We start from the raw sequence: 14,709 nt of genomic DNA, 5'->3' as shown, positions 1-14,709 counted from the left end.
CCAAATAAGGTGCGATCGCGCCAGCCATCAAACCGACTACTAACATTGTCACGCCTACAACGGAAATCAATTGCGAACGCCGGATCTTAACTTTTACTTTGCTCATTTTCTTACCTCTAATTACCTCTAAATTTACTAATCGAACCGATCGACTAATTCGCAGATGCTTTACAGCGGTTGCACCAAATCGTTCGAGTCATCAACCCAGTAGCCCTGGCGATTGTAATGTTGATGGAGTCGAGTTTCATAATCCCGCATTAGCAGTATCTCCTGCCTATATTCCGGTGATTTTTCGATGATTTCGCTCGGCAGATTGATGAAGACTTTCGACTCATTCCAGCTCACCCGCTCGATCCATCGCGGTGAAATCAGAACTTTTTTTCCCGACCACCAATTGACTGTCTCGACGATTAGATACCGAATCGACCACGTTTGGTAATCGATGATAAAGTCCTCGACGTGCCCGATCTCGCCGTCTGTAGCTTGAATATGATAGCCACTCACCTCACGAGTGCTCCGCAAGTTGGGATCGCCCTTTTTCTCTGCTGGGGTAGATTTGTCCCATTGTTCGCGATCTCGCTGAATATAAGGGTCAGCTCCCCAGATGGATAAGCCACCCCAATACATTGGGTATCCATAATATCCGTGATAATCCAGCTCGAATTGTTGCGAAACGGGTTTATCGCTGCTCAAAGATGGACTATTCTCGATCTGTTGTTTGGTCAAATTGACGGTGATGTACTCCTCTCCCTTATCCGCAGTAACCAGCACATACGGAGAAATCAGCACCTGCCTGCCCGTCAGCCAGCCTCCAGTGTCGGCAACTAGGTAGCGAATCGTCCAGTGCCGATCGTCAAAGTAAAATTCTTTTGCCTTGCCGATTTCACCGTCGAGGCTGTTTAACTTAAAACCTTCGAGGGTTTTGGCTGTGATTAACATATTGCAACTCCCTTAATTGTTTGAGCTTGGCGGTTGGTTGTTATCGATCGCTCAACCGTCCGAGCGTAGTTTCTAGCAAATGTTTCCGAAGCTAAATCTAACGAGAAGGCGGGAAATACAATACTGGCGACCAGCTCAGACGCAGTAATTCTGCTGCAAAACTAGTCATAATCCACTCCTGAAACTTCCCGATCGTGCCAGTAGAAATGGCGATCGCGCTAATCTCTTCCATTTGAGCTACCTCCAAAATCTCAGCCAGCGGACTTCCTCGGCGTAAGCTTGTTGTTACTTGTAAATTTGCCGCCTCCAAATCGACTTCGATCTCAGCAAGGCGGTTTTGCTCGGTCTGAGTGGGAATGCTATCTGTAACCCAACACAGCACGCACCGCTCCAGATATCGATCGGTCTGTTTTTGAGCCAACTGCTTTATCTGCTTGACCAGAAAATTGGCGACTGTACTGCCGTCGTAAGGAACCAGTACAGCGCGCAATAAATGCTGGCAACGGAGCCTTAGCTCCTCCGCAGTAAATGCCGCAATTAATTGAGGACGGAGAATCAGCAGTGGAATCGGCGTGCGGTGAGATAATTCGGTCATCGTACTGCCAAGCAGTAGATCGACAAGCGAGTTATGCGTCTGGGAACCCAAGACGATCGATTCAGAGCCATAGCTCTTAGCAACCTGAAGAATCGTCTCGACAGATTGCCCCGATCTCACCTCAATATGGACATCGACACCAACCGGACTCAAGCCAACTGCCGCATTCAGTCGCGCTTGCGCTTGTTCTACGCGATCGTTATCGATCTTGGGAATAGTGCGCATTTCTAAGAGTGGAACGACGTGGAGAAACACCATTTGCTTCATTCCGCCAGCCGCTAAAGCGTCAGTATAATGCGCCAGCCGCTGCAAACCATCCTTAAAATCAGTGCAAATTAAAACTCGTTCAAACATAACTATTCACTCCAAAATAGAGAAGATCGAGACTTTTACTCAACGACCGATCGATCGATTTCCTCCCAAAATAAGATTCTGTGTAGATTGCTAGGATTTTTATCGATCGACAATTGAGGATATCGGTTGAGGATATTCAGGCTGAGATATTGGCGATCGTTCGCTACAATCGCGAATCAAAGTGGCAACTAAACCCGTCCAGCCTGTTTGATGATTTGCCCCCAATCCCGCACCGTTATCGCCATTGAAATGTTCGTAAAATAGCAACAAATCACGCCAGTGAGGGTCGGTCTGAAATAGGCGATTGCCATCATGTACTGGTCGATTTCCGGCAGCATTTTGCTCGAAGATGGCGATCGAGCGGTGCGATAATTCGGTGGCTACTTCTGCTAGTGTCAGCCACTGTCCCGATCCGGTGGGGCATTCGACTGTAAATTCATCGCCAAGATAAGTGTGAAACTGCTGGAGCGATTCAATTATCAGAAAATTCATCTGTAACCAAATTGGCCCCCGCCAGTTGGAATTGCCTCCAAACATGCCTGTTGTCGATTCGGCAGGTTCGTAGGCGATTGTATGTAGTTGTCCCCCTTCAGAGAACGTGTAGGGTTGTTGGGCATGAATTTTTGAGAGCGATCGCACGCCATAAGGGCTGAGGAACTCAGTTTCATCTAGCAAGCGGTAGAGGATGTGTGGGAGTCGATCGATCGGATTGACGATCGCTAGCAATCGTCGTGCTTGCGCTCCTGGTGCTGACAAAGCTGCTAGATTGCGGTGTAAGTTGGGTCGGTTGGCGATAAACCACTCAAAGCGACGTTGGAAATCTGGCAATCGGTCTAAGGTAGCCGATTCTAAAATTGCGGTGGCAAATAACGGCACTAGCCCGACCATCGATCGAACTTTCAAATGGTGATGTCGCCCGTCTGGTAAGTGCAACACATCGTAGAAAATACCGATATTATCGAGTCCCAAAAACCCACCCTGAAAAATGTTGTTGCCGTTGTGGTCTTTCTGGTTCACCCACCAGGTAAAGTTGAGCAATAACTTCTGAAACACGCGCTCTAAAAATGCTGGATCGCTGCGTCCGTATACTTCCTGCTCGATCTGGTAGACGCGCCAAGTCGCCCAAGCATGAACGGGCGGATTAACATCGCCAAAATGCCACTCATAGGCGGGAATCTGCCCATTTGGGTGCATATACCATTCGCGTGTGAGCCGATCTAATTGGCGTTTGGCAAAGTCGGGATCGAGCGTCGCTAGGGGAATGCAGTGAAAGGCCAGATCCCAAGCGGCAAACCAGGGAAACTCCCACTTATCGGGCATCGAAATGATGTCATCATTAAACACATGAATCCAGGCCGAATTGCGCGGATGGTGACGCTGCGGTGGCGGTTGGGTCGGGTCGCCCTGGAGCCAATCTTCCACCACGTAATGGTAGTACTGTTTCGTCCACAGCAGTCCGGCAAATGCCTGTCGTTGAATCTGCCGTGCATCGTCTGAGAGCCGATTGGGCGTGATGCGCTGATAGAATTCATCCGCTTCTTGCTGCCGCAGTGCAAATATATCTGCAAATTCGGCGAAGGGTGCGGCTAAATCGTCACGATTGGTCAATCGTAACTGGATGGTTTGCGCTTGATGGGCATCCAGCGTCAGTTCGTAATCGGCGGCGACTTTGGTGCCGAGCTGCTGGGGATTTACGGCTTCAGTGCGCCCATGCACGATATAGTCGTTAATGCCATCTTTGACGTAAGGCGACGAGTTGGGAGTACCGAATAATCGATCGGAATTAGTCTCATTTTCGGTAAATAATAGGGCTGTAGACTGGCAATAGAGATAGCGATCGCCCAAAGTGGAACTATCGGCAGCGATGACACTATGCAAGTCACCACTGTGGAGTTGCTGTAACTGCGGTTTGGGACTATCGAGATCCCACGACCAAGTATTCCGAAACCAGAGTGTTGGCAATAAATGGAGCGTTTGCCGTTCTGCGCCGCGATTGATGGCAGTGATCTGAATCAGGATGTCTTCATCCGTGGCTTTGGCATACTCGATATAGATGTCAAAATAGCGATCGTCATCAAAGATGCCAGTATCTACTAACTCAAACTCTGGCTCGCGATAGCCCCGCCGCTGGTTCTCCTGCACGAGTTGGGTGTAGGGAAAAGCGGCATGTGGATACTTGTAGAAATACTTCATATAGGCATGGCTGGGCGTGTTGTCGAGATAGAAGTAGTACTCCTTGACATCCTCGCCATGATTGCCTTCTGGGCCAGTCAGCCCAAATAGCCGCTCTTTGAGAATCGGGTCTGCACCGTTCCACAAGGCGATCGCAAAACACAACCGTTGATGATTGTCAGAAATTCCGGCAATCCCATCTTCGCCCCAACGATACGCTCGCGATCGCGCCTGCTCGTGTGGAAAATGCTCCCACGCCGCACCATCGGCACTATAATCTTCTCGGACGGTGCCCCACTGACGTTCGCTCAAGTACGGCCCCCATCTGCGCCAATAAGCTTGGCGATCGCGGTCTGCTTGTAGTCGTTGCTCTTCTGCGGTCATGGCTATACTCCTGGCGATTGGGCTTTAGGGATTAGGCTTTAGGCTTTAGGCAGACCAAGCTTCTCGAAAATCAGCGTAGAGGGTGAGTCCACCGTCGATATACAATGTTTGCCCGGTAATGTATGCGGCTTCATCTGAAGCCAGAAATGCTACCGCAGCGGCCATTTCTTCAGACGTGCCAGCGCGCCCCATCGGGATATGGCTCTCGACAACGGCCTTTTTATCTGGGTTTTCGATCCAATCTTGATTGATTGGGGTCACGGTCGCACCAGGCGCGATCGCATTGACGCGAATCTGCCGATCGGCATATTCTAATGCCAGCGTTTTGGTTAAATTCCCCATGCCACCTTTGCTAATCGAATAACTTAAATATGTAGGACGCGGAATAATTTCATGAACGCTAGAAATATTGATAATACTGCCAGATTGCTGTCGCGATAGTAAATGTTTAATTGTTTCCCGCGCACACAAGAATGCACCCCGAAGATTGATATCCAAAACTCGATCGAATTCAGCGGTAGATAGCTCATGTGAAGGACATTCGGTTTGAATACCCGCATTATTGACCAGAATATCTAAACTCCCAAATCGATCGATTACCGTATTAATTACCTCAATAATCTCATCTTCTTTAGATACATCGCCCTGGACGATTAGCGATTTTACGCCGCAATTTTCGACTTCTTGCCCACAAGCTTTCTGCATCGCCAGTTCTTCAGTTTCGGCGGCTTCTTCGGCATTTTTGCGGTAGTTAATGGCAATGTTGCAGCCTTCTTGCGCGAGTCGAATGGCGATCGCTTGGCCGATTCCCGAACTCGCTCCAGTAATTAGGACATTTTTTCCAGTTAATCCTTTCATGGTTGGTTTTTAATAATTATCTAATTCAATGCCTCAGAGTAGATTAGCAGGGGGATTTTCTGGTACGACCCAGTAATAGACTGTTCGACCATCGACTTCTACAACTTGTTGAGGCTTCCAGTCACCCATATCGAAGGCATGAGAAACAATCCGCGTACCTGGTTTTAATTCGCGGAGCAACTTAGGGCGGAGCTTGACGTTGAGTTCTGGCAGCAAGTACAGCGTCACCACCGTTGCCTTGCTAAAATCTGTTTGGAACAAATCCTGCTGCCGAAACTGCACTCGATCCGTCACACCCGCCTTTTGGGCGTTCCGATTGGCTTCGCGAATGCGTTCTGGATTGATGTCAATGCCAATACCGCTCGCGCCGCGTTCTTGAGCTGCGGCAATTACGATCCGCCCATCGCCGCTACCTAAGTCGTAAACGACATCATTCGATTTCACGTTGGCCAACCGCAACATTTCATTTACCACGGGTACGGGTGTTGGCACGTACACGACATCGGGTGTGCGGGTGGGAGCTGCGGTTGCTGGTGGAGCTGCTTGAGACCGATCTCCAGTGACATCGGTTGGAGAGTTAGATATCGGATTTTGAGTTTCTGCTTCAAAGTTACGGGTTTGGGAGCAGCCGACTACTGTAAGACTCAGAATGCCGATCCCGACAAGTAGCGATCGAGCCGTGGATTTGAGTTGCATGATTTCGCTCTCCTTAATGTCAGTATTTCTTGTCAAAAACTTGTTAACGGCAATTGAAAATTCAATCCCTACCTTTATCCTCGACAGTAAATGTGACTAGAACATGACAAGATTTAGCAACGCCCAAAACTTTAGTCGATCGATTTAAATAACCGGAAATTCAATTTGAAATAGCGAACCCTTCCCTACCTGGCTGCTCACCGTTAAATGTCCGCCGTGGGCGGCAATAATTTGGTAGGCGATCGCCAATCCCAAGCCAGTACCGCCTCGATCGCGCGATCGCTCCGAATCGACTCGGTAAAACCTTTCAAATATATGCGGTAAATCTGTTGCGGGAATCCCAATGCCAGTATCTTCTACCTGAATTAAAATGCGATGATATTGACTTACTAATCGCACCCATACCATCCCTTCAGGTAATGTATATTTGCAGGCATTTGTCAGTAAATTGACGATCGCTTGTGTGAGGAGATCGGGATTACCTTTTATAAGAATATTCTCTTCCGGCAGTTCTAGCTTAAGTGTTACCTGTTGGGCGACACTCTGGATTGATGGCATTGAGATCGTCTCTTTAAGCAGGTTATTTAAGTGAATCGATCGGATCGAATTGGAGTCTAACCGTCCCGATTGACGGGCTAAAAATAATAGATCGGTCGTCAACCGATTCATCGACTTGGCCGTTTCCGCAATTTTTTCGAGGCGAGCATGTTTGGTCTGACCCGACTCAACTGGACTCATTAAGCCAACCTGGGCATTACTGAGAATCGTCGCTAGCGGTGCCCGTAATTCGTGGGAGGCATCAGACGTAAATCTTTGTAATCGATCGTAGGTGTACCGAATCGGTTGCATTGCCAGTCCGCCCAGCCACCAACCCACTAGACTGACTGCGCCCAGGGTTAACGGCACGGCGATCGCCATTACCATCAAAAATTCTTTGAGTACGCCTCGCACTTCGGTCAACGGCAGGGCGATCTGGAGATAGCCGATCGTGCGTCCATTGTAGTCAACCGGGAGCGTTAATTGCCGCAGCCATTCCGAGTCAGACTCGATCGTTTCAAAAGCAGCGATCGCTTGCAGCCGATCCACAGGCTGCACTCCATAAAACTGTTGCAGCTTGCCACTAGCTGAATACCAACGCGCATAAGCCATATTACTAGCAGCAGGCGGCGCATAACTGCCCAGAATTGGGACATTGCTCAGATCGAGTTGTTCGCGACCATCGTACCGTGCGTAATCGATATTGGCCGCCATCAAGCTCGCCTTTTGATAGAGCTGCCGATCGCTTTCTTGGAGCCGCTCGACTGCTTGCTGATAATAAATGATGCTGGCAAAAACGAGCAGAATACTCCCCATCGACAGCGTAAACCAGTGGGCAAGATTGCGGCGGCTACGACGGAACATCTGGATTCAAACTATAGCCCATACCATAGATAGTTTCTAACCAATCGATCGCGCCGATCGCCTCCAATCGCTGCCGCAGCCGACGTACCAAGGTCGTGATTGCGTTACTCTCCGGTTCGCTACCCCATGCCCACAAGGCTTGCTCGATCTGAGTGCGCGACAGCACCTGACGCGGATGGCGCATCAGATACTCTAGAAATTGAAATTCGCGGGTCGATAACTGTAGGCAGCGATCGCCTTTGGCTACAGTCAGTGTGGAAAAATGCAAAATTAGATCTTTAACCTGTAATACATCCCCTTGCCACAACGGCGATCTCCGCCCCAATGCCCGCACCCGTGCCAACAACTCAAACATATCCGTAGGTTTGACTAGATAGTCATCGGCTCCCGCATCCAAACCACTAATCTTGTCGCAAGTTGCATCTTTGGCAGTCAACATCAACACTGGAGCCGTTTTTCCCAAACGACGGTACTGTTGGCATAAGCTCAATCCGCTGACGTGAGGTAATAACCAATCCAAGATCAACAGGTCATAATCCCGCTGCGATACAATCCGCTGGGCGATCTCCCCATCTTCGATACCATCGACAATGTGCCCTGCTTCGGAGAGGGCATACTGCAATGGCTCTAGTTGATCTGGATCGTCTTCTACCAACAGTATTCGCATTAGCTAAATCCCTTTTCGTAACTGTATTGTAGAAAGGTAATTTAGCATTAGCCTCTGTCAGAAGTTAGATTTAAGCCAGTCCGCTCTTAGGCTACGATCCGAATATTCGGCACGTTCTCAAACTGCAATGTCTACCCCGCGCTTGCGCCAATTACTTCATCGCGTTGGTGGGGAATTTTGGCTGCCCTTGCCGTTAATTGCTACATTGGTTTGGTTTACAGGCAACTACATGGCGGCACGAGTTCTCAACCGTGCTTATGATTCTGTCAACAAACTTCAGGCAGGTACCCAGTTAACAACCCAACGATCGGTTACGATCCTCACGATGAATGCCGAAATCGATCGGCGTAGCGGTTTAACTAAGCTGGTTATCAAAACTACCGCACCAACTTTAAAGCGGCTCGAATACGAGTTTCCCTTCACTCAAGCCAGTCAGATCGAAGCAGCAATCGCCAAAGAATTGGCAATGCCTGTTGCCGATGTCCGCAAATCGATCGCCTACCGAATTAAGGATTGAGAGCGAGCTATTCCTGTCTATTGGATTATCGATCGCTTGCAAGGTAAAGACGTGTCACATTGGTGTCATATTTATCCATGAATCTTAGAGATATACACCTACACTGGGACAACTTCGATGAATTTGCAGACAACTTTGCATTGGTTGTATGTAGCGGGCATGACAATTGGGGCGTTGCATTTTTGGTCTTTAAGTCGCGATCCCAAAGGCGTTCCTCAGTCTGAATATTTAGTGGCAATATTTATTCCCATTTGGTCGGGACTGGCATACATGGCAATGGCATTAGGCCAGGGCAACGTCGAAGTTGCCGGACGCATCGTTCACTATGCCCGCTATATTGATTGGATGGTGACGACTCCCCTATTACTACTGACGCTTGCTTGGACGGCAATGCAGTTTGTTAAAAAAGATTGGACGTTAATTGGCTTTTTAATGAGTACGCAAATAGTAGTCATTACAACTGGATTGATTGCCGATCTTTCAGCCCAAACTTGGGTGAGATATCTTTGGTACATTTGCGGTACGGTAGCTTTCCTCATCGTGCTGTGGGGGATTTGGGTACCTTTACAGGCAAAAGCAAGGGGTCAAGGCAGCGAACTAGCGAAACTTTATAAAAAGTTGACAACCTACTTTACCGTCTTATGGATTGGCTACCCAGTGGTATGGATTATTGGCCCTTCTGGTTTTGGGTTGACGAACCAAGATATCGACACTCTCTTATTTTGTATCTTGCCTTTCTTCTCCAAAGTTGGGTTTAGCTTTCTCGACTTACATGGTTTGAGAGGTTTGCAAAATCGTCAGTCAGAAACTGGACTCGATCGTGTAGCCGTTGGCGTAGCCTCTCCCTTGGAGAATCGAGTTCTACAATTCTTGGGAATGGGGCTTCCCGCCACTCGATTCTCTTATCGCCAAAGGCGAGGCGAAGCCAACAGAGAGGCTTCGCCAACGAACGGCAAAAATCCCCGTCGCTAGTCGGAAAAACTTTAACCAAAACCGCAAATTTTAAGGTTGTTAATAAAGCTGAGTTTGATTAAATACAACGTATTTTATTTTTAATTTCATGACTCCCACTGCGGAATTATTACTGGTATTGGGACTGATTTTAATCAATGCCCTGTTTGTCATGTCGGAGATGGCGATCGTCTCAGCCCGAAAAGTTAGACTACAACAACTGGCAAATCAAGGTAGTCGCCAAGCGGCGATCGCGCTAGACTTGGCACTTACCCCGCACCGCTTTTTGCCCACAGTCCAGGTTGGTATTACCTTGATGGGGATTTTATCTGGTGCTAGGGGTGAAAGTGCGATTTCGCGATTACTCAGCCCCCAACTCGAACAATGGTTGCCCAGTGAGTATAGCGAAGGTATTTCTTCGACGATTGCGGTGGCAATCCTGACTTATCTGACACTAATTATCGGCGAACTAGTGCCCAAACAACTGGCTCTAAGTAACCCCGAAAAGATTGCCAGTTTTCTCGCCCGACCGATCGATCTACTGGCAAGGTTGTCGCATCCACTGATTTTTGTCTTGGGTAATTCTACCAATTTTGTCTTGAACCTACTCAGAATTAAACCTTCCACAGAGCCAGAAGTTACCGAAGAAGAAATCAAGGTGTTAATCGAGCAGGGCACCGAAACGGGCATGTTCGAGGAGTCCGAGCAGGATATGGTGCAAGGGTATTGGGACTTGGCGATCGCAAAATTGGTGCTTTAATGACACCCCGCCCCGATCTGGTCTGGTTGGATATTAATGACACGATCGCGGTTACTCGTCAAAAAATTATCGACAGCGAATATTCGCGCCTAACCGTTTGTGAAGGCGAACTCGATCGGGTATTGGGGGTAGTTCATGTTGCCGATCTCCTATCGCAGATCCTCAGAGGAGAAGAATTGAATCTGACCGTTTGTTTGCAGCAACCCCTATTTCTTCCCGAAAGTACGCGGGGATTGAAGGTGCTCGAACAGTTCAAAAAAATTGGGACGCACATGGCGATAGTCGTCGATGAGTATGGTGTGGTTCAGGGCTTAGTTACTATGCACGATCTATTAGAGGAGATCGTCGGCGATCTTACCGATCTGAGTGAGGAACCGGAAGAAGCACAAATTATTCAACGCGCAGATGGTTCGTGGCTCCTCGACGGAATGTTATCGATCGAAGAGTTTCTCGATCGCTTCGACATTCCCGAAAGCGCGATCGACCGAGGTAACTACCATACGCTGGGCGGTTTTGCAATCATGCAGTTAGGTAAAATTCCTACTTCTGGTGAATATTTTCAATGGCAAAAATTGAGATTAGAAATAGTTGATATGGACGGCAAAAGAGTCGATAAAATCTTAGTAAATCATGCTGAATTTAGTGAAGATTTACGAGCTAGAAATGATTAAAAGATGCTAAATAAACAACAATTCGGATTGCAATTCCCGAATAACAGAATGCTGATGTAAGTTTACCGATGAGATTTTAGGCTTTTAGAAGGCGACGCTGGAGCTATTATTTCTCGATCGCGAACCAGCAGTAAGGGCATACTCAGGAGTCCTAAAGCGATAACGATGCCAGTCATTACAAACACAGTAGTACGGCTCGGTTGATAATCTCCACGTTCGATTTGCCAGAATACTTGGCTGTATCGCCAAGCAGCTAGCGCGATCGTTGCGATGCCAAAGATTACCATACTGATGCCCAGATTTTGGGAGTTAAAAATCGGCTTGAAGGGATTTTCTTGACGAGTAATTACAACTCCAAGTTGACGTAAAAATAAGCCAAAGCGGGCGATTGCAAATCCAAAACTAATCAGAGCAATTGAGGTGCGCAGCCAAGCAAGGAAAGTACGTTCGTTTGCCTGATGTTCGCGTTGGCGGTCGATGGGCGATCGAGACATGATGCAATTTAGTAGTATAAAATCATCTGTATTTTTTTGGATAGATTGTGAACTAATGACGATCTTGTTACATTTCTCTAACTCCGCATAATTCGATCGCAATGCCAGCTAGCGGGATCGATAAAAACACGCCAATTAATCCTGCTACCTTCGCACCTACGAGCAATGCAAAAAACATAATTACCGGATTGAGATCGATCGATCCTTGCATGATTCGAGGCATGAGCAGATTTTCTTGAACTTGCTGAAGCAGAATGCAACTTACCAACGTAATTAGTGCCAAAGAGACCCCTTGCTGTAAAATAATCAACGACACTAAGCTGACTCCCAGCGTTGCTCCAATCCCTGGAATCAGGTCAAATGCACTCACGATCGCTGCCAATCCCAATGGAGAATTAACTCCTAACACTAGGAACACGATATAAATAGAAATACCAAAGAAAACAACCAGAATTAATCTTCCCCAGAAAAACCCCAGGAAGTTTTTTCGCACCACCTCGGTAACGCGATCGCGCATTCCGATTGGGAAAATTCGCAGGAGTAAATTCCACAATCGGTTGCCATCAAATAGCATGAATAAAGCAACAACTGCAATAATAAATAGGTCGAGCAAATTCACAAATATATTTTGTAACATCGTCAACCCAAACCCTACGGTTGAAGGTACTTGTGTCCTAAGTTGAGTTTCAAGTTCGCTCAGATCGATATTTACGTTCCATCGCTGGAGAAATATTATTAGCCGATCGACAGAAGCGATCGCGCTCTCCAATAACTGTGGTGCTTGAGCGACTAGCTGCTGTGTCTGTGAAAAAATCGCAGTTCCGACTGTGGCGACGATCGCGACTAAAATTAATAAACCGAGCAAAAAGCTCGCAACAATAGCAACTTGGCGCGGCATGATGCGAGCAGCCCACTCGACTGGAAAACTCAGTAAAAATGCAAAAATTGCCGCAAATATAAAAATAATAATTACCGAGCTAAAGTAAGCGACGATTTGAACGATCGCCCACCCCAGTATGAATAACAACACATAGCGAATTAGCTTGGTGTTATTAAGATTATCCCAGATCGATCGATCTTGTGGTTGGCTCATGTGTAATTATTGCTCGCTTTAACTTGAATCCCACCCGATCGATGACACGCTCTACTTTCAGCCTTGTTATCTTTGATATTGCTGTCGATATCGATGCTAAGTTTTTATTTTCTTATGTCGATCGTACACAAGATCTCACCTGCTGACTCTCTACCATTGAGCAGATCCGATCGTCTCCTTAAGATAGAGAGTACATCCGATTTTGGAGCGTTATTTTATATTTGTTTTACCAGCATCGATCGGGTCAATTGCCGAGGCATTTTGAAGCAATTCGATCGTTGTCTTCAATCGAACGGTGGGGGTGGTTGCTAGCTCGGTTTTAACAATATAGCGACTATTATTCTTAGTACCGGAACTAACGGGTGGAATTTGCAATTGACTTTGTAGATAGTTCTGAATCGCTAGCGAGCGATCCTGGGCGATCGTGCCGATTTCCGATGGTGTTTGCCCAGATTGTAGCTCGACTTGTAATGTCGGATTTTGCTGTAGCACCAGACCGATGCGATCGAGTATTTGCGTTTGGCTGGGCGGGATTTGCGCTCGATCTAACTCAAAGGTGACTGTTGCCAAAATGGGAGCGAGTCGATTGAATGTCACCTCCGCTGTCGGATAATCTAATTGTCTGCGGATCTCCTCGATAAGTACCGCTTGTCCATCGCGATCGATATCTCGCTCGCTCAGGTAACTAATCTGCATTTTCAACGGTGCCACGGGGCTGGTACTGGCCGCATAACTCACCAATCGAGCGGGGGGTGGTAGGATGAGGGAGGCGATCGCTAGTTTGGCACTTTCCAAAAAACCAGATTGCAACTGAGCTGTTGTCGGCGGTGGTGCTGGCTTGCTTGCCTCAGACAATTTCTGCAACAGATCGCCAGAAGCCGTAGGAATCTGAATCAGGTTTAAGCCAATTGAGTCTGGAGATCGCTGTAGTTTCACCGCTAGCAGTTGCTTGTATCGCCCTCGTTCGGCTTCAGTGTAAACATGGCTGGTAACTACTTGAAGTTGAGCGACTAGTTGCCGTTCTCGTTCTTGAAATGAGAGTTGACTGATGTACGATCTGGCTTTGCCATCTGGAAAGTCCGCAAAGTTCTTGTGCCAGACTTCTGTGGCGGTACTGCGGAGTCGATTCTGTTGCTGTTTATAACTAATCTCACTTTGAAGCTGACGGTAAGATCGATCGAGTGGAACCGAAATTACCAAAATAGTTATCACAATTAGTAGCAGACGACTCGGTAAACTACCGATTCGCTTCAGTCGCCCCGATGCAGGCAGTTTGTCTAGTAACGATCGTACCCAAATGCTCTCGCGATCGGTTTCTCGCCACGTCCGCACTCGATCGCGCACCGGATCTGCATCGATATTTAAGGCTAAAAACACGAGCATTGCCATAAAAGTAATGGCAACCAAGTTAGTAAAAAACAGCAGTCCGCCGCCCCGTGCCACTGCAAATCCAGTCTCAGCATTAAATGTCACTGCCGTCCCGATCCCATAACCCACCACGCACAAAGGGGGCATCAAGGCGACAGCAATGGAAACCCCCGGCACAGAAGTCACAACTCCTTTAGCCTCTTTACAAATAGCCACCGCGCCTACGGCTCCCGAAAATAAGGCGATAATCAAATCCAGCAGATTTGGCTGAGTTCTAGCCATAATTTCGCTAGTCATCTCCTTGGCTGGCAGCATCAATACCACCAAAAATGCCAAGGCGATCGCCAGTCCACCGCTTAAGATTAGGTTTAAAATAGCTCGCAGTGCCAAGATAATGTCTCCAGTGGCTAAAGCTAGCCCACTTGCCAAAATACTGCCCATCAACGGCGAAATCAGCATCGCACCGATAATCACTGCGGGACTATTCAAGACTAAACCCAGAGTGGCGATCCCAGCGGCAAATAACACCTGAATCCAATAGCTGGCATCAGTTAGGGTTAAGGAACCAGCCAAGTCTAAGTAAACCTGTTCTTTGCGAAGGCTGTCTACTCCCAAATTTTTGGCAAACCAGTGAGTTAATCGATCGATCGCTGCTAATGTCATTAACTTTTTCATTGCATCTCCCGAACTAGCAATTGACAGTTTTTATAGTTCTACCGAATTTGCATTGCAAGTTCGATTGCTCAAATGCGACTGTTTAGCATCGCAGGTTTGGTAGATCTCGATACC

12 protein-coding genes and 1 pseudogene are annotated in these 14,709 nt (G+C 47.6%); 3 read left to right on the top strand and 10 right to left on the bottom strand.

From position 1 onward, the window contains the following. Positions 1–168: 168 nt before the first annotated feature. The 7 genes from C7B77_RS09870 to rppA form a co-directional block, all read right to left on the bottom strand. Positions 169–939, bottom strand: a complete 771-nt coding sequence (locus C7B77_RS09870; RefSeq protein WP_106303527.1) for a PRC-barrel domain-containing protein — start codon at positions 937–939, stop codon at positions 169–171. A 97-nt stretch (positions 940–1,036) separates the two neighbouring features. Beyond that, a complete protein-coding gene (locus C7B77_RS09865) occupies positions 1,037–1,888 on the bottom strand; it encodes a universal stress protein (protein WP_106303525.1) in 852 nt (283 codons plus the stop codon). A 99-nt stretch (positions 1,889–1,987) separates the two neighbouring features. Beyond that, positions 1,988–4,444: an MGH1-like glycoside hydrolase domain-containing protein gene (locus C7B77_RS09860; RefSeq protein ID WP_106303522.1), complete on the bottom strand. Its 2,457-nt coding sequence runs from the start codon at positions 4,442–4,444 to the stop codon at positions 1,988–1,990. Positions 4,445–4,489: 45 nt separating this feature from the next. Further along, positions 4,490–5,302, bottom strand: coding sequence for a glucose 1-dehydrogenase (locus C7B77_RS09855; protein WP_106303519.1), 813 nt, complete (start codon positions 5,300–5,302; stop codon positions 4,490–4,492). A gap of 33 nt (positions 5,303–5,335) precedes the next feature. Further along, a complete protein-coding gene (locus tag C7B77_RS09850) occupies positions 5,336–5,998 on the bottom strand; it encodes an SAM-dependent methyltransferase (RefSeq protein WP_106303516.1) in 663 nt (220 codons plus the stop codon). A gap of 144 nt (positions 5,999–6,142) precedes the next feature. Beyond that, positions 6,143–7,399 (bottom strand): sensor histidine kinase, encoded by a 1,257-nt coding sequence (locus C7B77_RS09845; protein ID WP_106303513.1) that lies wholly within the window; start codon positions 7,397–7,399, stop codon positions 6,143–6,145. Next, the gene (rppA, locus tag C7B77_RS09840) at positions 7,386–8,066 is read right to left on the bottom strand and encodes a two-component system response regulator RppA (protein ID WP_106303510.1); all 681 of its coding nucleotides are present in this window, start codon (positions 8,064–8,066) and stop codon (positions 7,386–7,388) included. Before rppA ends, C7B77_RS09845 begins: the two co-directional genes overlap by 14 nt. A 127-nt stretch (positions 8,067–8,193) precedes the next feature. Between rppA and C7B77_RS09835 the strand changes: the two genes are divergently transcribed. The 3 genes and pseudogenes from C7B77_RS09835 (at position 8,194) to C7B77_RS31680 (ending at position 10,965) form a co-directional block, all read left to right on the top strand. Next, positions 8,194–8,583, top strand: coding sequence for a hypothetical protein (locus C7B77_RS09835; RefSeq protein WP_106303507.1), 390 nt, complete (start codon positions 8,194–8,196; stop codon positions 8,581–8,583). 117 nt (positions 8,584–8,700) lie between these two features. Further along, complete coding sequence (locus tag C7B77_RS09830) at positions 8,701–9,555, top strand: bacteriorhodopsin (RefSeq protein ID WP_245894146.1); 855 nt, start codon at positions 8,701–8,703, stop codon at positions 9,553–9,555. A gap of 88 nt (positions 9,556–9,643) precedes the next feature. Further along, positions 9,644–10,965: pseudogene (locus C7B77_RS31680) on the top strand (hemolysin family protein). A gap of 62 nt (positions 10,966–11,027) precedes the next feature. On the opposite strand, the gene C7B77_RS09820 reads toward C7B77_RS31680, so the two are convergent. The 3 genes from C7B77_RS09820 to C7B77_RS09810 all read right to left on the bottom strand — a co-directional run bounded on the left by C7B77_RS09820 (position 11,028) and on the right by C7B77_RS09810 (position 14,595). Then, positions 11,028–11,459, bottom strand: coding sequence for a YidH family protein (locus C7B77_RS09820; protein WP_106303504.1), 432 nt, complete (start codon positions 11,457–11,459; stop codon positions 11,028–11,030). A gap of 67 nt (positions 11,460–11,526) precedes the next feature. Next, positions 11,527–12,552 carry an AI-2E family transporter gene (locus C7B77_RS09815; RefSeq protein WP_106303501.1) on the bottom strand — a complete coding sequence of 342 codons (1,026 nt, stop codon included), beginning with the start codon at positions 12,550–12,552 and terminating at the stop codon, positions 11,527–11,529. A gap of 210 nt (positions 12,553–12,762) precedes the next feature. Then, positions 12,763–14,595, bottom strand: coding sequence for a DUF389 domain-containing protein (locus C7B77_RS09810; protein ID WP_106303498.1), 1,833 nt, complete (start codon positions 14,593–14,595; stop codon positions 12,763–12,765). Between the last annotated feature and the right edge of the window lie 114 nt (positions 14,596–14,709).

The sequence above is a fragment of the Chamaesiphon polymorphus CCALA 037 genome (assembly GCF_003003845.1).
GTDB lineage: Bacteria > Cyanobacteriota > Cyanobacteriia > Cyanobacteriales > Chamaesiphonaceae > Chamaesiphon > Chamaesiphon polymorphus.
This window is presented reverse-complemented; position numbering and strand designations above follow the sequence as displayed.